Below are 21,987 nucleotides of genomic sequence, written 5' to 3'. Positions count from 1 at the left end.
CCCGAACCGCCGATTCTCCGGCTCGCCTGCCTTGTCAATCTGAAGCAGATTCACTGAAACGAACTTCTAGCCACTCTTTTTTGAAAACCCACCAACTCTGTAACCTGGCTGCTGAGCGGGTCATAAATCCACTCATGATCGAACAGCGAGCGCACATCCTGCGCATGGAAACCCTCATCGATCACCAACGAGTGGAACCGATTTCCATTTAAGCGCTGTGCTTCAATGGCATTCAGGATTTTGTCGGGCAGATGGCCCATGACAAAATCAGAAATCACGAGCAGATCGGCCTTTGCATACTGATCGCGCTGCATGGTGTCCAAGGCATGTTTCAAGGCAGGTGTGACGTCCGTGCCGCCATGGAATGACATTTGCAAAAAGCGCATCAACGACTTCATGTCGTTTTCCAAGCCGAGGTCCAGAGTCTCGATGTTGGTCGAAAAATTGATCAGGTAGCAGTCTCGCTTTTGCTCACGTGCTTTGGTCGCCATGTACAGTGCCATCGCTTTGGCTATGGTCTCCGGCATTCCATGCATAGACCCACTGGTATCCAGGCAGATAACCATGGGACCCATCTTGTCCGTTTCTCTGGTGCGTTGCTCTGTCACGTATTCGTGCTGTTCACCGACTAATTGCAAGCCGCGCATGTCAAAGCACATCAAGCGGGACTCGAGGTACTTCATGTCAAACAGAACGGACGTGTCCGAGTCGGCTAGCAGCGCCAGTTCGCTCGGCAAAGCGTGCTCCAGATCCCGACCCAGCCGTATCCCGATGATCTCTTCCCGTGAGTTTGGATCAGGCTGCCATACATCTTGGATGTGCACCGTGTTCACTTGCTCGACCCGCTCGGATAGTTCAATCTGACGGAGTTTTCCCAGCATATTGCACAAGGCCTTCACGCCAGCATCGTTAGCAAGGTACTGCGCCCAGCGTTTGAACTGATCAATGTCTTGAGGTGAAAGCTGTCCTTGGGATAGGTCTATCAGGATGCCAGGCTCGAGTCCCAACGATTCGAGCTGGCGAGACAGTGTGTTTATCAACTCGAGAAAGGCCTCCAACTCGTTTCGCAGGGCATCGCGTCGCCTAGCGATTTCTTGAAGCTCCCATTCACTGAAGGCTCTATCTAGGGCTTCTCTCCACCGGATACTTAGTAACCCGGCTGCAGTTTGAAGATGCTCGCGCGACTTGCCCTTGATTTCCTTTTGGTCTTGACGCTCTGACGCTTCATCGCTTACCTGCTTGTGCCAGAAGGCCTGATCGAAAGGCTTGCCCGTCGCCTGGCATAACTCACCGAAGCATTGGGAGGCGGAACGCCATTCCTCTTCCTGAATCACTCCCAAGTCAACCTTGGCGACAAAGTCTTCCCAGTCCTGCTCATGCGACGCAAACGGGTTGTCAGCGGCCAAATCGAGCTTTGTACGTCGAGTCCACTCTTCAGCGCGGAATTTCACAGTCTCTTCAGCGACCTGGGTCCACAATGGAAACTTGGCTTGCAAGTCATCCAGTAAGGTAATTGCCGCAGCTTTGGATGCGTTCTCAGGCATCACTGACACAAGCTAAGAAGTCGCTCGCAGTCCAGTACACGGAGATTCAGGCGCTCGACTTGCGCCTGCACACCCTTGTAGGCCAATTCCGTCTTGACTTCAGGAACGAAGGTGGATGCCATCGAAAGACGATAGGCGCTCACTTGGGCTTGCACTTGATCCCGGACCGTTTCCAGCTCATTTTTGAGCTCGAGCACTTGCTGGGTCAGTGCCTTAACCAGCCGCTTGTTGACACCTGTTTTTTTATCCCCCTTGTGGAACAAAACACTTGGGGTTACTTTAACAACGCGTGTGCGGCGATAGCCATCATCCAATTTAATTTCGCACACACCTTGACTGTCGAATTTGCAAGAAACTTCTTCCAAAACGGAGCCCCGAAGAGTGCGAGGTTTGAATGTATTCGCAGATTTCAATTCTTTAGATGGAATCAATATGGATTTGATCCGACCGTGCCCATACGATTCATAGTCTTCTAGTTCAACTTGAAAGTAATGCTCCCCTTGATGCTCAACCGTCTCGTACAGGTCCTCTGTGTGATAGAGCTCTTGATGAATTTCCTTGTCGTAGGCATCTTTCGCACGATCAAGCGCAGCTAGGTCAGCATCACCATCGAATCCCGATTGCTGAACAGCTTTGGCTACGATCTCAGCAACAGCTTCACGGTTCTCGTTCGTCGTCCAAAGACAGTGCTGCAACAGCAGTGCGTCGCTGTGATTAGTTTCCTTGCGGCCATTAAAGAATGCTGCAGCCTTCATTAGCATGGAGGCCCGTTGCCAGCGCCGGTCAGACACGTACACTTTCAGTATCTCATGCTGAGCGTGTAGGGCGTCTCGGATCAGGTGAATGATGGTCCGTGTTTCGTTGGACAGTCGAACGGACGAATGTATATCTCTGCGCCAAGAATCCCACTCTGCCTGTTTGACAACCAACTCAGGTGGAACGGTCACTCTGGCTTCGGTCGGAGGGCTGTCAAGCAAGTTGTCGAAGTGGTCTGATTGCGCAATCGGAGGCACCATCAACCGTACTATAAAGCGGTCATACAAGGCGTCAAGGCCCTGTTTGTCGTCCGGCGTTTCGTTCGACGCGGCGATCAACGCTTTGAGCGGGGCTTCCTCGATCTGATCGCCATTGCGAAAGCGCCGCTCATTGATGAGCGTGAGCAGTGCGTTCAGAATCGCTGGACTGGATTTCCAAATTTCATCGAGAAATGCGAACTCGGCCCTGGGCAAGTAGCCCTCGGTCTTGCGTACGTACCTGTCTTCTTTCAGCTCTTTGATAGACACAGGTCCAAACACCTCTTCGGGTGTACTGAACCGGTTCATCAGGCATTCGAAATAGGAGGGATCTTCGAATCCGCAGGCAATGCGTCTCGAAATCAGGCTCTTTGCCGTGCCTGGAGGTCCGTAAAGAAAGGTGTTCTGCCCACTCAATGCCCCCAGAAAGGACACCGCGACGATCTCCTCGCGCTCATACATCCCGACCGACAGGTGCCGAAGCAACTCCTGAATTCGTTTCTTTAGTATCACTTCACATCCCTGAAAAATTATCGATTCGTTCGCCCTCGCGTCCTTCCCCAACAACTCAGATACTTGATGCAAAAGCTTACTGAAGGGAGAGGCTGCATGACAGACGCGCCGAATTTACAGTAAGTCTAGATGAGTCCGCTTTTGCAATATCCACTGCTACAAAAGTCATGTGCATGATCTTGACGTGTAGCGGTTGCTAGAACCAAATCTACCGAATGGCTCCAACCAGCCTCACCCGGCTCCCGTTTGACTGCCACGCCTACATCACCCGCGACAGATACGTCCCAAGTCGCCCATCCGCTGTGAGGATGTGTTTGGTTAACCATTGCTCCAGAAACAGCACATGTTCCTCGGCGAAAGAGGCGCCTGGCTGGAGCAGCAGCTGTTGCAGCTCCTTGGCGCTCTGGATCAGTTCCTGGTGTTCGGCCTTGTGGTCTTCAGCTTCTGGATAGCGGTGTTTGAGCATCAAGCGCTCTTCGTGGCTGAAATGCCAGACCGTGCAGTAGACCAGCTCGTCCAGGGTGGCCGCCAGATACTCTTTGGATTCGCCGTCTGAAATGGCGTGGTTGAGGATGTTGAAGATGTGGATCAGCTTGTGATGGTCTTCATCAATCTCGGTGACACCCACGCTGAGTATCTTGTCCCAAACGAGGTCTTTCACGATTCTTCTCCTGCGTCAAATACCAAGGCCCGACAGAGGGATTGGTTCGCGTGAAGCTTGTTTTGTTTGAACATTTGTCACGACGAGCAAACATTCTACGACCGGCCGCCAGGGGTAACCGCCGACCGATGAGTCGCAAAACTCCCGCTCGGTGTGCCCGGTGCAAACGTATCATTCCCCTCATGAACACGACGCCAACACCCCCCTGGTCACTAAACCTGCCCGCCAGTGCCCGCCTGACCCTGGCCTGCCTGGACCTCACAAGCCTCAACGACAGCGACACCGAAGTCGACATCACCCAACTCTGCCAACGCGCGCAGGGGCCGATGGGCCCGGTGGCCGCCGTCTGTGTCTGGCCGCGATTCGCCGCTTTTGCCCGCGCGCAGTTGCCAACCCACATTGGTGTGGCGGCGGTGGCCAACTTTCCGCATGGCAACACCGATGTGGAAACCGCTGTGCAAGACACGTTGCAGATCGTGCAGGCCGGTGCCCAAGAGGTGGATGTGGTGCTGCCGTATCGGGCGTTGATCGCAGGGGATGAGGCAGCAGTCACCCGGCTGCTGACGGCAGTTCGTCAGGCCTGCCCGGGCATGGTGCTCAAGGTGATCCTGGAGACCGGTGAACTCAAAACCCCGGCGCTGATTGAGCGCGCCTGCCAGCTGGCCCTGGCCGCTGGCGCCGACTTCCTGAAAACCAGCACCGGCAAAACTGCGACCCACGCCACACCTGAGGCGGCGCAAATCATGTTGAACGCCATTGCAGCCAGCCCTGCTGCCAGAGATACAGTGGGTTTTAAGCCCTCTGGCGGCATCCGAACGGTGCAGGACGCTATTGTTTATGAGGCATTGACGCAGCAGATTCTGGGCGTCGAGGCTTTGAACCCAAAGCGTTTTCGCATTGGCGCCAGCAGCATCTTTGGCCACATCGAATCGGTGCTGAACCCCACGGCCACACCCGCCGCTGTGCCCAGCAGCGGCTACTGAGTTGTTCAACCCCACCAGGAGACCCACCATGAACTTGCCCTGCGCCACACTGCTCTTCCGTGTTCCTTGTGCCCTCGCTCTGGTCATGGGGCTGGCTGGCGGGCCGGCCAGTGCGCAAAGGGCGCCGTTTATGTTGTCCAGCCCGGACCTGGCCATGGGCACCTTTGACAACAAGTTTGTCCTGAACGGTTTCGGCTGCAAGGGTGCCAATGTGTCGCCCGCGCTTGAATGGCAGAACGTGCCGCCCGGCACCAAGTCACTCGCGCTGCAGGTGTTTGACCCCGACGCGCCCACCGGCGCAGGCTTTTGGCACTGGACGGTCTACAACCTGCCACCCACGTTGACCTCTCTGCCCCAGGGCGCGGGCAATGCAGCGGCCAAGTTGCCCGCCCCGGCTTATGGCGGTGCCACCGACTATCTGGACACCGGCGCCACCGGTGGCAACGGCAACTACGGCGGCCCCTGCCCACCCGAGGCCGACAAGCCACATCGCTACATCTTCACCCTCTACGCGCTGGCGGTGGACGATCTGGCCAAGGCCGGTGGCATCCCCAAAACCGGCAGCCCCTCGCTGTACTCCTTTGTGCTGAACAAAGGTCTGGGCGCCTTGCTGCTGGACAAAGCCAGCTTCACCGCCACTTACGGTCGCTAAACACCCACATCCACAGGAACCCCCATGCTTGCCCAGGAAATCATCCGCATCAAACGCGACGGCCACACCCTAAAACGCAGCCACATCGACAGCTTTGTGAAGGGCCTGGTCGACGGCTCCTGGAGCGAAGGCCAAGCCGCCGCGCTGGCCATGGCCATGTTCCTCAAGGGCATGCGCCGTGACGAAACCGTGGCGCTGACCCAGGCCATGACCCATTCCGGTCTGGTGATGGACTGGTCCAGCGCCAACTTGAGCGGCCCGATTCTGGACAAACACTCCAGCGGCGGCGTCGGCGACAAGATCAGCCTGATGCTCGCACCGCTGGTGGCTGCCTGTGGTGGTGTGGTGCCGATGATCTCGGGCCGTGGCCTGGGCCACACTGGCGGCACCCTCGACAAACTCGGCAGCATCCCGGGCTACAACGCCACGCCTGACGTGGCCACGTTACACCACGCTTTGCAGGCGGCAGGCTGCGCCATCATTGGTCAGACGACCGATCTGGCGCCGGCCGACCGACGCCTCTACGCCATCCGCGACGTGACCGCCACGGTGGAATCGGTGCCACTGATCACCGCCAGCATCTTGTCCAAAAAACTCGCGGCCGGGTTACAAGGCCTGGTGATGGATGTGAAAGTGGGCAACGGCGCCTTTGCCGACTCGCTCGACATGGCCAGCACTCTGGCCGAGTCGCTGGTGCAGGTGGCAGGCGGCGCCGGTTTGCCCACGCGCGCCTGGATCACCGACATGAACCAGGTGCTGGGCCACACTGCGGGCAATGCGCTCGAAGTGCTTGAAGCCGTGGCCTTCCTCAAGGGCCAGGCGACAGAACCGCGCCAGATGGAAGTCACCCGGCGCCTGAGTGCCGAGCTGCTGCTGATGGGCGGGTTGGCCGTGGATGAGGCCGAAGCGCTACAAAAAATAGACCATGCTTTGCAGAGCGGACAAGGGCTGGAGCAGTTTTCTCGCATGGTGGCCGCACTCGGCGGCCCGGCCGACTTTGTGGAGCGCCCAGCCCACTACCTGGCCAGCGCCCCAGTCACGCTGGCCGTGCCCGCGCCACGCAGCGGCTTTGTCACCGGCATGGCCACACGCGACACTGGCCTGGCCGTGGTGGAACTCGGCGGCGGCAGGCGCCTGGCCAGCGACACCGTGGACCCGCGTGTGGGTTTCTCAGACTTTGCCCAGATCGGCCAAGCCGTGCAGGCGGGTGAACCGCTGGCTGTGGTACATGCGGCCGATGTGGCTTCTGCCGAGCGGGCGCGAGCTTCCTTGCTGAGCCTGATTCACATCGGTGACACGGCACCGGCGCTGGCGCCGGTGCTGGTCAAATACATCACGGTCTGACAGTCAAAATGGCCCGTAGCCCAATGTTTTATTGGGATAAATGCTATAAAAATAACTAAAAATCGGAGGATTTCAGCGTTATCTGCCTTGCCTGCCTAATGGGCTTGTCTGGCCCCATAACGTAGATAAGGGGGCGGCCCACAGTCCGTCACCCAAAGGCAGGGTCTCTGTGCCGTCGTAGAGCAAGATACCCATCTTGAATTGGTCTCCTGCCGCGCTGGCTAGTTTTTTCAAGCCACGCAAATCGCGCTCATCGACTGTGGCTGCCGCTTTCACCTCCACACCCACCAATTGCCCGGCAGCGTTTTCGATCACCACATCCACTTCCACTTGATCGAGGTCGCGGTAATAAAGCAGTCGATAGTCACCTTCAGCGGTTGTGGTGTGTTTGAGCAATTCGCTGTAGACAAAGGTCTCCAGAACATGCCCAAACCGGGTACGGTTGTGGTGTGCCTCGGCAAAACCGAGCTCGGCCAGCGTGGCCAGCAAGCCAGCGTCAAGAAACTGAAGCTTGGGGGTTTTGATGACGCGTTTGAGTCGGTTTCTGGCCCACACGTCAACCCGTTTGAGCAAATACATCTGCTCAAACACGCCCGTGTAGCGTGCAGCCGTTTTGCTGTCCAGGCCCACCTGCGCCCCCAATTGAGAGTAATTGCACATTTGCCCAGACACTTGCGCCAGGCAGCGCAAAAAGCGCGGCAACTCGGCGAGTTTGTCGATACCAGCCACGTCTAGGACATCCCGCTGGATCAATGCGTCGGTGTATTGGCGCGCCCACGCCGTTCGCCGTCGCTCGGTCGAGCGAGACAAGGCTTCGGGGTAACCGCCGCGCAGAACTGTTTCAACCAATGTATCCCCCACCACCACCGTTGAAGCCGTCAGCACTTGGCCAGCAAATGCCGCATCAATCCAGTTGGCAGCATTCCCGTGCAACTCACTTTGAGACAGTGGCAACAGGGACAAGGTTTCCATCCGGCCAGCCAGCGAGTCGGCTACCGCAGGCAGCGTCATCAGGTTGGCAGAGCCCGTCAACAAAAAGCGCCCGGCCCTGCGGTCCTCATCCACACTTTTTTTTATGGCCAGCAGCAGTTGTGGCGCGCGTTGGATTTCATCGATGACAGCGAAGTCCAAGCTGCGAACCATGCCCGCCGGGTCTTGCCGGGCTGACAGCAGCGTCAAGTCATCGTCCAGTGTCAGGTAGCGCATGCCCATGGCAAGGGCTTGTTGGCGCACCAGAGTGGTTTTACCGACTTGACGTGGCCCTGCCAGCAAAACAACCGGCGTATCCGCCAAGGCCTCAGCCATGCGCGTTTGGATCAGACGGGGGTAGAGAGATGCCGTATTCATACGCACATGGTAGCGTTAATTCTGGAATCTGGTGGCATTAGATTCGGAATCTAACAGCGTAAATTTCGGAATATAGCTCAGTGAAATTCGGAATCAACTCTGGGCTTGGTGCCGCTCTTGCCGCGCCGCCAGCGTGCGTGCTGCCTTGGCAGCAGCGGGTGCCTGACGCGGTAGCAGGCCTTGCAAAACCTGCGGGTTGGCCCGTGCGCCGCTGCCGAGGTAGTCGGCCAACAGGGCCTGGCGCACGGACTCGGGGGGCAGGCTCTGGCTCAGGTAGGCAAACAACGTGTCCACCAGCAACTCAGGCGTCAGCTTGTGGGTGCTGCCCAGACGCTGCCACAACCAGCCCGATAGCAGCCAAAACCGCCAGAACGGCGATGTTTGCGCGGCGGCCAGCTCTGCCTCGGTGCCGTCCAAGGAGCCAAACACATCGGCAGGTGGTGTTTGCAGCACCAGCGCCAGCGTCTGGGCAAAACGCCCCGAGTTGGCCAGCAAGTCCCAGTAGCGCACCAGGCGCGTGAAGCGTTGCACGGTGTTGGCATCGACCACGCCGGTGTGCAACACGGTGTAGGGCGGCTCGGGGTCGTAGACCATGCCATGCACCTCGCTGTGCCGTGCCACCGGTGCACCGCGCAAGCGTTTGAGCACACCGAGCTGGATCTCGTGCGGGCCAATCGCCAGCAGGCGGTCGAACCCCTCGGCAAAACTGGCCAGCGTTTCACCCGGCAGGCCAAAGATCAGGTCGGCGTGCAGGTGGGCGTGGCTGTGGGTCAGCAGCCAGCGCAGGTTGGCTTCAGACGCGGCGTTGTCCTGGCGGCGCGAGATGGTGTGTTGCACCTCGGCGTTGAAACTCTGCACACCCACTTCAAGCTGCAATACACCCGGTGGAAACTGCAGCAGCATGGCTTTGAGGCGCTCGGGCAGGTGGTCGGGGATCACCTCAAAATGCAAAAACAGCTGCTCGTTGGCCGGGGCACCTGCGGCGGGCAGGTGATCCAGAAAAAACTGCAGGATGCGCACCGAGTGCTCGATCTTGAGGTTGAAGGTGCGGTCGACAAACTTGAAGTTGCGCGCGCCACGTTGGTACAGCGCTTCCAGCGCCGCCAGCACCCGGTCCTGCTCAAAGGCCCAGGCGGTTTTGTCGAGTGAACTCAGGCAGAACTCACACTTGAACGGGCAGCCGCGTGAGGCCTCCACATACAGCAGGCGGTGCGCCAGATCGGTTTCGCTGTACTCGCCGTAGGGCAGGTTGATTTCGGCCAGGTCCGGCTGTTCACCAGCGATGATCTTCATCAAAGGCTGCGGGCCGTGGATCAGCGCGCGGCATAACTTGGCAAAACTCACATCGCCCCAGCCGGTGATGACATAGTCGGCCAGGGTGGTGATGGGTTGCTGCTGCGTCTCGTGGCTGACCTCGGGGCCGCCGAGCACGACCTTGATGTCTGGCCGCGCCGCCTTGAGCAGGTGCAACACCTCCAGCGTCTGGGTCACGTTCCAGATGTACACCCCAAACCCGACGATCTGCACCGCGCCAGTGGCATTACCCAGCGTGGCCAGCAGATCGGCCACCACCTCGGTGGCCGGGCGGGAGATGGTGTATTCGCGCAGCAGCGTGTGTTGGCGCAAACCACCGCCACCGTGCTGATCCAGATTGGCCAACAGGTAACGCAGGCCCAGCGAGGCATGGATGTAGCGCGCGTTCAGTGTGGCCAGAACAATGCGCGGGGCAGCGCCAGCTTTAAACATCAAAGTGATCCCTAGCCCTCATAAAACAAGGGCAGGTAACTATCAAACCAATAGTGTGTGCAGGGTGCATTGATGCCTGGCTCAGCTCAAGGGTAGGGTGCAAAAAACGGTGCAACGCCTCAAAGCGACGCGGTTGCCACGGTCAGCCAGGTCAGGCCGGGTTGCTTTTCGACGATGATGTTCTGGCCATCAAGCCGATAGGACAGTTGGCAGTGAAGCCGCGGGTTGGACAACACAGCAGGGTTAAAAACCACATAGTTGTGCCCTGGTTTGTAACGCACTGATGTGGTCACCAAACCGGGATGGCCTTCGCGGTGTAATCTGGCACCGACCGACTGGGTGGCGCTGTAGTCGGTTGGGTGCATCAAGCCGGGGTGTTGGGCAGTCAAAGGCCGCAAGTCCAGCAGCGCCGCATCACAGCTCACGTCATACAGCTTGCGCTCACCCACCACCTTTTCTTTTTCAAACCCAGCATCACTCAGCAGCCCGTTGAACCAGTGGTAAGCGGTCTCGTAGACCGTGGTTTCGGCGGAGTCACAGCCGTACCAGACGCCAAACGAGCCGTCAGAAAACCGGCTGCGTTGCCAGTGCTTGAAGGGCCAGCCAATCGCGTTGGCCCAGGCGGCATCTTCAAACGGCCGGTGGATGACCGGGGTTCTGGACACATAGAGCGGGGGTTTGACCTCGTCTTCAACCTGCTGCGCCATCGCCCACTCAGCCGGGCTGCTGGTCAAGTCATCAAACAGGTCTTGGGATGTGCCGATGGACACAACATTACGGATCACGCTGCGGTGCACATCGGCCAGCGTGAGGTGGGCAAACAGCGAATCCATCACACCCCGCGGGCGCGGTCCAGATAGGCGCGCACCATCAACAAACCGGCAAAGCCCCAGGCTTTCACCACCTCCACCGGCGTCAGGTTGTCAAACGCCTTGTTGCGGGTCGACATCCAGCGGTAAGCCAGCTCGCGGTTTTGCGGGAACAACAAACGCAGGTTCTTGTGGATGCCCAGCAGGTGACCCACACGCTCAAACTGGTCGCGGCTGGTGCCGATGGCCTCGCCCTTGCGGTAGCGCGTCAAGGCCGCTCGGTTGCTGGTCGCAATGCCCAGCAGCGCCGCCTGGTCCTCGGTGGGCAAGGCCCAGTGGTCCAGCAAAGTCATCACCATTTTGGCCAACGCACCCCGGTCTTGCGAGACAGCGGGCTGCGGCTCAAGTACAGCGGTCATGTGGGGGCTCCTGTGCGGCTAGTCATTGGATGATGGAAGCAATGTTGTCAAAACTATTAAAACACAAATTGTGTGAATAGTATCCAAATAAGGATTTGGGACCGAACCAGCCGAGATTCAGGTCAACCCAGTTTTATCCATGTTTTATGCCCCTAGCCCTTATTCAATAAGGGCTAATAGCTACTGTTTAAGAAGTAACCAGAGACACCAGCGCCTCAGGTGTCGGGTGTCCCATCCTTGCCCGGGTGGGTGCCGTCGATGTAGAGCCAGCGGCCGTCTTCGCGCACAAAACGGCTGATCTCGTGCAGGCGGGCCCCGCGCCCGGCGTCACGCAGGCGGGCGACGAACTCGACCACACCGGCGTCACCGGTGGCCTCTGCGTGGCGGATGTCGAGCTCCAGCCACTTCACGGGCGGCAGTTCCAGCTCACCCGGTGCTGTGCTGGGGTGCCAGGTGGCCAGCAGGTAGTCGATGAACCCTTTGACATAGGCGCTGTAGCGCGAGCGCATCAGTGCCTCGGGCGTGGGGGCGTGTTGGCCCTGTGCCAGCCCGCTGTGCCAGGGGCCGCAGCATTGGGCGTAGGTCAAACCACTGCCGCAAGGGCAGGCCGTGTGGGTGTCGGGGACTTTGTTTCGCATGGTGTGTGTGGGTTGGCAGGGGCATTTTCTGCCAACTTGGGCGGCTTTACGCCGTCCACTGCGCGTGTTGGTGCCAACGCACCATCCAGTCGGGCAGCTCGGCCGCTGGCATGGGACGGGCAATGCCATACCCCTGGGCCAGGGTGCAGCCGATGCTGGCCAGCAGCTCGCCGTGGGCAGCGGTTTCCACACCCTCGGCAATCACCTCGCGGCCAAAAGCGTGGGCCAGGCCAATCACACCGCGCACAATCGCCAGGTCGTTCGGGCTGTCGAGCATGTCGCGCACAAAACTCTGGTCAATCTTCAGTGTGTCAGCAGGCAGGCGGCGCAAATAAGTCAGTGAGGAGTAGCCGGTGCCAAAGTCGTCCAGCGCAAAACTCACCCCCAGCTTCTGGCAGGCCACCATGGCCACCCCGGCCTTGGCCAGGTCTTCAAGGGAACTGGTCTCCAGCACTTCCAGCTGCAGCTGACCCGGCGCCACCTCGGGCTGGGCTGCCAGCAGCAGCGCCAGCCGGTCGGCAAAGCCGTCCTGCTGCAACTGCCGCGCGCCAATGTTGACACTGACCGGCAGGTGTAACCCTTGGGTCTGCCAGGTGTGCATCTGCGCCAGAGCGGTGGCAATCACCCACTCGCCCATGTCAACACTGAGCGGGTGGTCCTCAAACACCGGCAGGAAACTGGCTGGTGGCAGCAGCCCGCGCTCGGGGTGGCGCCAGCGGATCAGGGCCTCGGCACCGGTGATCTGGCCGGTGAGCAGGTTGGCCTTGGGCTGGTACAGCAGCACAAACTCGCGTTGGTCCAGCGCACTGCGGATGCGCGCCAGGCTCTCCATCTGGGTCTTGATCGCGGCGTCGTGCGCCACGTCAAACAGCCGGAAGCGGTTTTTGCCGCTTTGTTTGGCCACGTACATGGCCTGGTCGGCGTGGCGCATCAGCAGGTCGGCATCGGCGTTGTCCTGCGGGTAGAGCGTGACACCAATGCTGGCCGAGACCTGCAGCGCCACCGGGCCGGTTTTGCCCCGCACCCACACCGGGCTGGAGGCCGCCTGCAGCAGGCGCTGCAACAGCGGTTCGTGGTCATCCAGCGCGTTCAGGTCGGCCAGCACCGCCACAAACTCGTCGCCGCCAATACGTGCCAGGGTGTCGCCCTCACGCAGGCTGTGTTTCATGCTTTGCGCCAGGGCCACCAGCAGCTCGTCGCCAGCGTCATGGCCATGGCTGTCGTTGATGGCCTTGAAGCCGTCCAGGTCCAGGTAGGCCAGAGCCATCTGGTTCTCGTGGCGCTGGCATTGCAGCATGGCCTGGTGCAGCCGGTCGGCCAGCAGCAGCCGGTTGGGCAATTGGGTCAGCGGGTCGAAGTGGGCAATGTTCTCCAGCTGCTGCTGGTGCGCCTTGATTGGTGTGATGTCAGAGAACAGGGCCACGTAGTTCTGCAGCTGGCCGTCGACGTTGCGCACCGCGCTGACGGTCAGCATTTCGGCGTAGACCTCACCGTTTTTGCGTCGGCTCCAGACCTCACCACTCCACTGGTCGGTGCGGGTCAGCGTGCGCCAGATGTCCAGGTAGAAGGCCGAGGTCTGGTACTTGGACTTGAGCATGCGCGGGTTGCGGCCCAACACATCGGCGCGGTCAAAACCGGTGATGTGGGTGAAGGTGTCGTTGACATCGATGACGCGGGCGCGGGCGTCGGTGATCACGATGCCCTCACGGGCATAGGTGAACACGCTGGCGGCCAGTTGCAGTTTTTCTTCGGCGCGTTTGCGCTCGGTGACATCGGCAATCACACCAATCAGGCCCAGTTTTTCGCCTTGGGTGCCCAGCCATAGCTTGCCGGTCAGATGGGCCCAGAAAATCTCGCCATTGGCCCGTTGGTACCTGCGGTCTTGGTCCACCATGGGTATCTCACCACGCATCAGCGCGTCCATGGTCTGTCGGCGCAAAGACAGCTCGGATGGGTCCACCAGGTTCAGGTAGTCCGAACCCAGCAGGCTGTCCATCGGTATGCCAAACATCTCACTCATGCCAGCATTGGCCTGGGTAATGCGCCCCTGCATATTGACCAGAAAGATGGCAATGGGCGCGGTGTCAATGATCTGGCGCAGCATCAGCCCGCGTTCGGCCAGCTCCAAGGTGCGCGCCTGCACCCGCTTTTCCAGCTCCTGGTGTGCCACGGCCAGAGCCTGATTCTGGCCGAGCAAACGTTCTGTCATGTCGTTGAACGACTGCGCCAGCTCCCCAATTTCATCGGCCACACCCAGCTTGGCGCGCACCCGCAGTTGGCCCAAACCGATTTGCTGCGTCACATTCACCAGCGCGCGGATCGGGCGCAGGATTTCCTGCGACAGGTAACGCGATGACACCAGCGCACTGAGCAGGGTCAGCAGAAAGATGGTGCCCATCAGCGTGATGGCCAAGGACATCTGGCGCCGGATCGTCTTGTCCACACTGTCACTGACCTGCTGGCTGCGTTGTTGCAGCGTGTCGGAGATGTCGGCAAGCTGCTGCTCGGTGGCGTTGTTGAAGTCTTGCAACCGGTTGAAGTTGTCCAGGCTGGTGACGTAATCGGTGGCGTCGCGTTGGAGGTTGTAGACCAACTGCTGAAAATCCGATTGTGTGCGCAGCTGCTGGGCGCTCTCGCGCAGCTGCGCCAATGTCTGATGCAAACGTGCTGAGGCGGACCCGCCGGAGCGGTTCAGTCGCAGGTTCAGCTGGATGGCTTGCCCCAGCCCTTGCAGCCGCATCACCTCAGACTGCAGCTCAGCCAGGGCGCGGCGGTCACGCGCGCTGAGGCTGATGAGCTGGGCGGTGTCCAGATGGGCACTCATGCGCTGGCTCAGGCTCAGCGACAGTTTCTTCACGGTCGCTTTCTGGTCCGCCTCCACCATGTATTTCTCAAAATGCAGCATGAAGTCACCCAGCAGCGAGCGCATGGTGGCAAGCTGCTCTGCATTCAGCGCCTGCGCCTGGGCGGCGGCGTTGATGCGCAGGCGGGTACTCTCCAGGCCATCAAACACCTGCCTGGCCACCGGTGGTGACAGCGCGTTCACGTAGCGGCTGGCCAGCAGCCGCACCTTGTCGACCTCGGACACCACCTCGGCCACGTTCTGTTTCTGCCCCACCAGCCCCACGATGGCATAGGTGGCTGCGGCCACCACCAACGCGTTCACAAGAATCAACGCGGTCAGCGCCCCAAAACTGATGCGGATCTTGTCATGTAGTCTGAGTTGTTTGAGAAAACGCATGCTCAGTGGACCGGGTTCGTCTGAAAGTAGGCAGCTGCCTCCCGGGCCAGTCGGTTCAGAATGTTCGGGTAGGCCTTGGGCAAGGCCAGAAACTCTGTAAACGCGTTCAAACCCAGTTCAGCCACAGCGTGCGGGGTGGTCAGATCGTACAAAAAGGCAAAGTGTGCGCTTTGACCGATGTCGTCGAACAGGCGTTGTTGGATCGGGCTGTAAGTGCTGCGTGGCACCTGCGCACTGGGTGCCAGTGCGCCAGAGTGGCGGGTGAAGGCCTGCTGCGGCGCCTGGCCAGCCAGGTAGCGCAAGACCTCTTTGGCGCCCTCCTTGTTGATGGCTTTTTTGGGCAGCACCAGGCCGTCCACTGATCCCAGTGCCACGCGTGGCACATCGTCACGGATCTGCGGAAACATGAACACGTCATAGTCCTGGCCCAGCACCCAGCGGTGTGACTTGTCGCTGAAGTAGTCGATGTTCCAGGTGCCCATCAGTGTCATGGCGGCGCTGCCCTTGAACACCATCTCGTTGGCGCCCTGGTACCAACCCAGCTCGTGAGGGTCTGGGTTGAAATAACCCTTGTCGAGCAGGCTGGCCCAAAGCGCAAACACCGCTTTCACCTGCGGGGCGTCGTAACGCGCCTGGCCCTGCATCAGTTGTTGCCGGAACGTATAGGGTGCGGTGCGCAGCAACAGCAGGTCAAACCAGAACTGCACAGGCCAACGGTCTTTGGCACCCAGGGCAATCGGTGTGACACCGTTGGCCTTAAGTGTGGCGCAGATTGCCAAAAACTCGTCCCAGGTGCTTGGCGGTGTCAGGTGGTGCTGGGTGAATACCGCTTTGTTGTAGAAAAAACCCACACCATATTGGGTCAGCGGGAGCAGGTATTTGTGCCCCTGGTAGTCACTGGCCTGGCGCACAAGTTCTGGCGGAAAGTGTGTCTCCAACCTGGCCTGCTGCCAGATGTCGTCCAGCGGCTCCAGATCGGGCACAAGAACAGCCGTGCGTGCACCCGCCCAGTTGGAATACAGGTCAGGCGGGTGCCCACCCTTGACACTGCCCTGGATGCTGCTTTTCAGAGCGTCATGGTCCAGCAACACCGACTTCAGCTCAAAACGCGTGGACTGGGCGTTCAAACTCTGCGTCACTTCGGTCAGACCCTGGCCAGACAGACCGGGGAAAAAGTGCAACAAAGTCACTGCCGTCTTGGGGAGGGTCGTAGCCGGAGTCTCGGGGGCGCGCTGGCAGGCCGTCAGGGCCAGCAGCGGCAACAGAAAGAGGAGGAAGAGCTTCACCAGCGACGTGTGCAAAAATTTTGAATGAGGCGAGAGTATCACCTCAAAAACTGACACAGATTCACCCGCCGCCACCGCCAGAGCCAACTGCCCAGACCGCAGAATACCTTGGTGTGATGCGCCCTTAGTCCTTGAAGTACCAGTAACCCGCGTTGACCCACTCGGTGAGCTGGCGCACCAGTTCCGGGTTGTTCAAACCACTTTGCAGCGCGTCATAACCCGGCTCGTCTTGGTCACACAGCGCCAGCAGAGCGTCCTTGCAGGCCGGGCCAAAGTCAAAACGTTCACCGTCCACGTAACACACACCTTGCGCCAGCGTTTCGTCCACATAAAAACAGCGCAGGCCACCGGTGCGCACCAGCGGCTGTTCACGCAGGGCGTTGATCAGCTCGGCCGCGTCCAGCGGTTCGTCCAATGCCTGCAGGTCCAGCGCGCATTTGGTTTTGGAGAAATAGCTGCCCGCAAAGTCGGCCAGCAGCAGATCGTTGTCCAGCACACTTTGCAGGTGCGCCTTGATGCGGGCAAAGTCAGCTTTGTCGATCTGACCTTGATGTTGGTGAATGGGGCGGTGCGGGTCGGCCAGCAGGTGCTGCGCTTGGTCTTTGTCGATGGCGTAGTCGGCCAGGCCGCTGAGCATGTCGCAGGCCGATTTGGCGCGAAAGCCGACTGAGAAACTCATCGACTCTTCCAGCGTCACGCCGTCATGCGGGAAACCCGGTGGGATGTAGAGGATGTCGCCGGGCAGCAGCTCGGTGTCGATGATCGCCTCAAACGGGTCGGTGTGCAGCAGCGCCGCATGCGCGGCAAACTGCCGGTGGTTGCCCACATCCCCCACGCGCCAGCGCCTGCGGCCACTGCCCTGGCAGATGAACACGTCGTACAAATCAATATGTGGCCCGACACCACCGCCGGGCACCGCGTAGCTGATCATTACATCGTCAAGCCGCCATTTGGGGATAAAGGCAAAGGGCTTGACCAGCTCGGCCACCTCGGGCGACCAATGGTTCACCGCCTGCACCACCAGCGTCCAGCCGTTGTCGCCAAAACGCTCGAACGACTCAAACGGCCCAAACTCGGCTTGCCACTGCTCACCTTGTTTGTAGACCATGCGTGACTCGACCTCGTCCTCGCAGGCCAGCCCGGCCAGCTCGTTGGGAGAAATCAGGTCGGCCCAGTTCTTGAACCCCTGGCGAATGACCACCGGCTTTTGCTGCCAGTAGTGGGCCATGAAGTGTTCCAGGGAAAAGTCGGTGAGGTTGAGTGTGAGAGCGGACATAAGAGGACAAAGGGTGGAAGCAAGCGGCAGCGTTTTGGCTGCTGTGGCGCAAACGGCAGGGGTCAGAGGCTGTGCCAAACAGGCATGGCCATTCAGCGCCCCTCAATGAGTCGGCGGATGGTAGAGGAATCACTGGCGCCGAGCCACCGCAATCTGGCCATGTCTTGACGTGGCTCAGAGTCAGCCCAAACAAATCGCTGGGTGGCGTGTGTTTTGACAACACCCACGCAGAGGCGGCCAAGCCCTCACACCCCACCCGACAGCCACCTTGCGCGAAAATGCCCGACCCGCCGCACCCGCTGGCCAACCCCCACATTCCCATGAACATCGAAAAAGACACCGTTGTCACCCTGCGCTACAAAGTGGCCGACGCCAAGGGCAAACTCCTTGAAGAAGCCAAAGAGCCCATGGCCTACCTGCATGGCGGCTACAACAACACCCTGCCCAAAATCGAAGAAGCGCTGCAAGGCAAAACTGCAGGCTTTCAGACCACGCTGGTGCTGCAACCCGAAGACGGTTTTGGCCTGCGTGATGAAAGCCTGGCGCAAACCATGCCGCGCCGCGACTTCCCGCCGGGTGTCAAAGTCGGCGGCCAATTGCATGGCCACACCGCCGACGGGCGCGAACAGGCGTTTCGCGTGGTCAAGATCAAGGGCGACACCGTGCTGCTGGACGGCAACCACCCCTGGGCTGGCATGGAACTGCGCTTTAGCCTCAAGGTGACCGAGGTGCGCGCCGCCAGTGCGGAAGAGCTGGCCCACGGCCACGTTCATGGCGCGCACGGGCATCACCACTGAACCAACACCCATCGTTATAAATGTGCCGTTGAACATGTAACACGGCACGTGCCTGTCCCATAATCCTGAGAGGCATATCTCAGGGACGGGACAGCGCAGTGGCAACCCTTTTACCAGCACTTGGTGCATGCATAGCCCGCATGACCAGCGGCGAGCGCCGTCTGGCCCAGCGGCTGGAGCAAAAGCTCGACGACGACTACCTGCTCTGGTACGACGTCCCCATTGGCCCCAAACAAACCCACCCCGACTTTGTGCTGCTGCACCCGCGCTGCGGCCTGCTGATCCTGGAAACCAAGGACTGGAAGCTCGACACCATCCTGCGTGTTAACCGCCAGTCGTGGGACATCCTGGGCCACAACGGCCCCAAGGTGGTGATCAACCCGCTGGCGCAGGCGCGCCACTGCGCCATCCAGGTGGTCAACGCGCTGGAGCGCGACCCCCAGCTGCTGCAGGCCGACGGCCCGCACCAGGGCAAGCTGGCGTTTCCGTGGGGGCACGGTGTGGTGCTGACCCACATCAGCCGCAAGCAGTTTGAGAGTGCCGGGCTGGGCGAGGTCATCGAACCCCACTACGTGATCTGCAAAGACGAGATGGAAGAATCCGCCGACGTGGAGGCCTTCCAGCAACGGCTGTGGCAGATGTTCCCCCACAGCTTTGGCGGCGCTTTGAGCCTGCCCATGCTTGACCGCGTGCGCTGGATCTTGTTCCCGCAGGTGCGCGTACCCACCCAGGGCGCCCTCTTTGACGACAACGACGCAGAGGCCGACCTGCCCAGCATCATGCGTGTGATGGACCTGCAGCAGGAGCAACTGGCCCGGTCTTTGGGCGACGGCCACCGTGTGATCCACGGTGTGGCCGGTTCGGGCAAAACCATGATCCTGGGCTACCGCGCCGAATACCTGGCCAAAGCGGGCGCACCGGGCAGTAAACCGGTGCTGATCCTTTGTTACAACGAGCCGCTGGGCGTCAAGCTCCACAGCATGATGGTGGCCAAGGGCCTGAGCGAGCGGGTGCATGTGCGGCACTTTCACAAATGGTGCCATGAGCAAATGCGGGCCTTTGGCCAGACACTACCTGGGCAGGGTGCCCACTTTTTTGAAGAACTGGTGCACGCTGTCATACGCGGCGTGGAGCGCAAACACATCCCCAGCGGCCAATACCAGGCGGTGCTGATCGACGAAGGCCACGACTTTGCGCCCGAGTGGCTCAAGCTGGTCACGCAAATGGTGGACCCCACCACCAACAGCCTGCTGGTGCTGTACGACGACGCCCAAAGCATTTACGAGCGCGCGCGTGCCAAACAGTTCAGCTTCAAAAGCCTGGGCATCCAGGCCCAGGGCCGCACCACCATCCTCAAAATCAACTACCGCAACACCCAGCAGATTCTGCAAACCGCCAGCCTGGTCGCGGCCGATCTGCTGACCGCCAACGACAAGGACGACGACGGCATCCCGCTGGTGAAACCCATCAGCTGCGGGCGCGACGGCGAGGCCCCGCTGATCATCAAACTGCCCAGCCTGCGCGACGAGGCCTACGCCATCACCGACAGCCTGCGCGCCGCGCACGAAGAAGGCCACGCCTGGGGCGACATGGCCGTTTTGTGCCGCGATTGGCAAACCATCAATCTATGTGCCGACGCGCTGCATCAGCGCGGGCTCCCGTTTCGCGTGCGCGCGAGACCGGGCGACTTCCAGCCCGCTGCCGACCACATCCACGTTATGACCATGCACGTCAGCAAAGGCCTGGAGTTCCCGGTGGTGGCCCTGCCCGGCGTGGGCCACATGCCCGCACCCGGTGAGCCCGAGAAGGACGAGGCGCGGCTGTTTTATGTGGCGGCGACGCGGGCGACGCAGAGGTTGGTGTTGGGGGTGGGGGGTGAAGGTGGGTTTGGGCGCAGGTTTGAGGCCTGAGTGCAGACCACGAACGGCAGCGCCGCACTAGCCCTGCGCCAACAACGCTGCCAACTCCAGCAAGCCAATCGCCTGTGCGCCATGCCTTAAAGGGATGCGTTCCTGCCCTGGGTACACCACGTAGCGCTGCGTGATCTGCAGGTCGTCACAGGCCATGGAAAACCCTTTTTCCGGGCTGGGGGCCATGGAGCGCTTGACCTCGATCGCGATCTCGGGCTTGCCACCTTTTTCCAGCACCAGGTCAATTTCTGCGCCCACCTGGGTACGGTAAAAGTAGGGCACGCGCAAACTGCCTGCCGCCTGGATCAGGTTCTCCAGGCAATGGCCCTCATAACTCAGGCCACACACCGGGTGGCCCAGCAGGTCGTTCAAGCTCTCCAGTGCCAGCAGGCCATGCAGCAGACCACTGTCGCGCACATACACCTTGGGCGACTTGACCAGCCGTTTGCCCAGATTGCCACCCCACGGGCGCAGGCGGCGCACCAGTTGCAAGTCCACCAGCAGGTCGATGTAGCGGTCAATGGTGGGGTTGGCCACACCCAGTGCACTGGCCATGCGCGCCTGATTGAGCACACTGCCCTGGTTGTGCGCCAGCATGGTCCACAGGCGGCCAATCGTCTCAGCAGGCAGGCGCGGCGCAAACATGGGCACGTCGCGCTCCAGGTAGCTGCGGATAAAGTCGCGCCGCCAGTCCAGGCTTTGGCTGTCGTTGGGGGCCAGCAGGCTGTCAGGGAAACCGCCGCGCAGCCACAGGGTGCTTTCAGTCAGGCTGGCGGCAGTGGCCTCCATCACATTGAATGGCGCCATGTCGAGGTAGGCCACGCGCCCGGCCAGGGTTTCGCTGCTTTGGCGCATCAAATCCAGCGCGGCCGAGCCCAGCAGCAGAAACTGCCCACTGCGAATGCCTGCTTGCCGGTTGTCGTCAATGATGCCGCGCAAGACTTCAAACACACCGGGTGCGCGGTGAATCTCGTCCAGGATGACCAGTTTGCCCTGCTGGGCGCGCAGATAGGTGTCGGCATCATCGAGGCGCAAACGGTCAGCCGGGCGTTCCAAGTCCAGATACACCGCACCGCCCGGCCAGTCCTTGGCAAGGGTGCGCGCCAAGGTGGTTTTGCCGACTTGGCGCGGCCCCAACAGCACCACGGCGGGGGTTTGAAGCAGTTTTTGGCGGACGGTGGATTCGAATTGACGACTTTTCATCATTGAAATTTTAACTTGTCACGTTAATATTTCAATGTTAATCGGTGCTTAACGTTTAGAAAGATAGGCACCATGGGGCGGGTTGATGCACCTTGCCACGGTTCGACTTGAACGTTCTTGCAACATTTGGCTGCCGGTCAGCGTCTGAAAAATTGATTTGGCTCAACTATAAATAGAGTAGCTGATACCGCTTGTTTTATAAGGGCTAGAGGCACCTTTTATCTATAGAATGCCATCACAAGGGTAAGCCGCATGGCTGCGAGACAGCTTGGCGGTATGAAGCACGCGACAAGAACAATCTCACTCAGGGGTGATTTGGGATGGCGACTTTCATTTCTTCCATCAGCGCCAAGCTTGGCGTGCAGCACACCGGCAAGGTGCAGCCATGAGCCAAGTCGTCCCTGAATCTGCCCGCAGCCTGCACGCTGAACTGCGCACCCTGATAACCAGCAGCTGGACCAAAGGAAAGAAGGCCCCGTGAGCGTCGTCCAACCAAAGACATTAATGCGCCCGCCGGTCATGACAATGGCAAGCAGCATGAGTCACATGGTGGCGTTTGCCGACCCGATCCCAATTTTGTCGACACTGTCGGCAAAAAGCTTGCA

General features: G+C 60.0%; 17 protein-coding genes. 5 read left to right on the top strand and 12 right to left on the bottom strand.

Annotated features, from left to right (window positions below; translation table 11 throughout):
• Positions 1–50: 50 nt before the first annotated feature.
• From FDG13_RS06155 to FDG13_RS06145, 3 genes are all read right to left on the bottom strand, one after another.
• Positions 51–1,544 (bottom strand): VWA domain-containing protein, encoded by a 1,494-nt coding sequence (locus FDG13_RS06155; RefSeq protein WP_180125928.1) that lies wholly within the window; start codon positions 1,542–1,544, stop codon positions 51–53.
• Complete coding sequence (locus FDG13_RS06150) at positions 1,544–3,142, bottom strand: AAA family ATPase (RefSeq protein WP_218942643.1); 1,599 nt, start codon at positions 3,140–3,142, stop codon at positions 1,544–1,546. Before FDG13_RS06150 ends, FDG13_RS06155 begins: the two co-directional genes overlap by 1 nt.
• 187 nt (positions 3,143–3,329) lie before the next feature.
• Positions 3,330–3,731, bottom strand: coding sequence for a bacteriohemerythrin (locus tag FDG13_RS06145; protein WP_180125927.1), 402 nt, complete (start codon positions 3,729–3,731; stop codon positions 3,330–3,332).
• Positions 3,732–3,913: 182 nt separating this feature from the next.
• On the opposite strand from FDG13_RS06145, the gene deoC reads away from it, so the two are divergent.
• From deoC to deoA, 3 genes are read left to right on the top strand one after another with little or no spacing between them, the layout of a single operon-like run.
• Positions 3,914–4,714 (top strand): deoxyribose-phosphate aldolase, encoded by an 801-nt coding sequence (gene deoC, locus FDG13_RS06140; RefSeq protein WP_180125926.1) that lies wholly within the window; start codon positions 3,914–3,916, stop codon positions 4,712–4,714.
• A gap of 28 nt (positions 4,715–4,742) precedes the next feature.
• Positions 4,743–5,366, top strand: a complete 624-nt coding sequence (locus tag FDG13_RS06135; protein WP_180125925.1) for a YbhB/YbcL family Raf kinase inhibitor-like protein — start codon at positions 4,743–4,745, stop codon at positions 5,364–5,366.
• Between the two features lie 24 nt (positions 5,367–5,390).
• On the top strand, positions 5,391–6,710 hold the full coding sequence (gene deoA, locus FDG13_RS06130) for a thymidine phosphorylase (RefSeq protein ID WP_180125924.1): 1,320 nt from the start codon (positions 5,391–5,393) through the stop codon (positions 6,708–6,710).
• Between the two features lie 78 nt (positions 6,711–6,788).
• On the opposite strand, the gene FDG13_RS06125 is transcribed toward deoA, so the two are convergent.
• The 8 genes from FDG13_RS06125 to FDG13_RS06090 all read right to left on the bottom strand — a co-directional run bounded on the left by FDG13_RS06125 (position 6,789) and on the right by FDG13_RS06090 (position 17,472).
• Positions 6,789–8,015 carry an ATP-binding protein gene (locus FDG13_RS06125; protein ID WP_255435126.1) on the bottom strand — a complete coding sequence of 409 codons (1,227 nt, stop codon included), beginning with the start codon at positions 8,013–8,015 and terminating at the stop codon, positions 6,789–6,791.
• A 135-nt stretch (positions 8,016–8,150) separates the two neighbouring features.
• A complete protein-coding gene (locus FDG13_RS06120; RefSeq protein ID WP_180125922.1) occupies positions 8,151–9,803 on the bottom strand; it encodes a B12-binding domain-containing radical SAM protein in 1,653 nt (550 codons plus the stop codon).
• 119 nt (positions 9,804–9,922) lie between these two features.
• Complete coding sequence (locus tag FDG13_RS06115; RefSeq protein WP_180125921.1) at positions 9,923–10,636, bottom strand: RES family NAD+ phosphorylase; 714 nt, start codon at positions 10,634–10,636, stop codon at positions 9,923–9,925.
• On the bottom strand, positions 10,636–11,031 hold the full coding sequence (locus tag FDG13_RS06110; protein ID WP_078364805.1) for an MbcA/ParS/Xre antitoxin family protein: 396 nt from the start codon (positions 11,029–11,031) through the stop codon (positions 10,636–10,638). Before FDG13_RS06110 ends, FDG13_RS06115 begins: the two co-directional genes overlap by 1 nt.
• A gap of 215 nt (positions 11,032–11,246) precedes the next feature.
• Positions 11,247–11,669, bottom strand: a complete 423-nt coding sequence (locus FDG13_RS06105) for a YchJ family protein (RefSeq protein ID WP_180125920.1) — start codon at positions 11,667–11,669, stop codon at positions 11,247–11,249.
• Between the two features lie 46 nt (positions 11,670–11,715).
• Positions 11,716–14,910, bottom strand: a complete 3,195-nt coding sequence (locus tag FDG13_RS06100) for an EAL domain-containing protein (protein ID WP_180125919.1) — start codon at positions 14,908–14,910, stop codon at positions 11,716–11,718.
• 2 nt (positions 14,911–14,912) lie between these two features.
• Positions 14,913–16,196, bottom strand: coding sequence for an extracellular solute-binding protein (locus FDG13_RS06095; RefSeq protein ID WP_180125918.1), 1,284 nt, complete (start codon positions 16,194–16,196; stop codon positions 14,913–14,915).
• A 124-nt stretch (positions 16,197–16,320) separates the two neighbouring features.
• The gene (locus FDG13_RS06090) at positions 16,321–17,472 is read right to left on the bottom strand and encodes a cupin domain-containing protein (protein WP_180125917.1); all 1,152 of its coding nucleotides are present in this window, start codon (positions 17,470–17,472) and stop codon (positions 16,321–16,323) included.
• A gap of 320 nt (positions 17,473–17,792) precedes the next feature.
• On the opposite strand from FDG13_RS06090, the gene FDG13_RS06085 reads away from it, so the two are divergent.
• A complete protein-coding gene (locus FDG13_RS06085) occupies positions 17,793–18,269 on the top strand; it encodes a peptidylprolyl isomerase (protein WP_180125916.1) in 477 nt (158 codons plus the stop codon).
• 140 nt (positions 18,270–18,409) lie between these two features.
• On the top strand, positions 18,410–20,179 hold the full coding sequence (locus FDG13_RS06080; protein ID WP_180125915.1) for a DEAD/DEAH box helicase: 1,770 nt from the start codon (positions 18,410–18,412) through the stop codon (positions 20,177–20,179).
• Between the two features lie 27 nt (positions 20,180–20,206).
• Here FDG13_RS06080 and FDG13_RS06075 read toward each other — a convergent pair whose 3' ends face one another.
• A complete protein-coding gene (locus tag FDG13_RS06075) occupies positions 20,207–21,382 on the bottom strand; it encodes an ATP-binding protein (RefSeq protein WP_180125914.1) in 1,176 nt (391 codons plus the stop codon).
• Positions 21,383–21,987 lie beyond the last annotated feature (605 nt).

The organism is Rhodoferax sp. BLA1 (assembly GCF_013416775.1).
Lineage (GTDB): Bacteria > Pseudomonadota > Gammaproteobacteria > Burkholderiales > Burkholderiaceae_C > Rhodoferax.
This window is presented reverse-complemented; position numbering and strand designations above follow the sequence as displayed.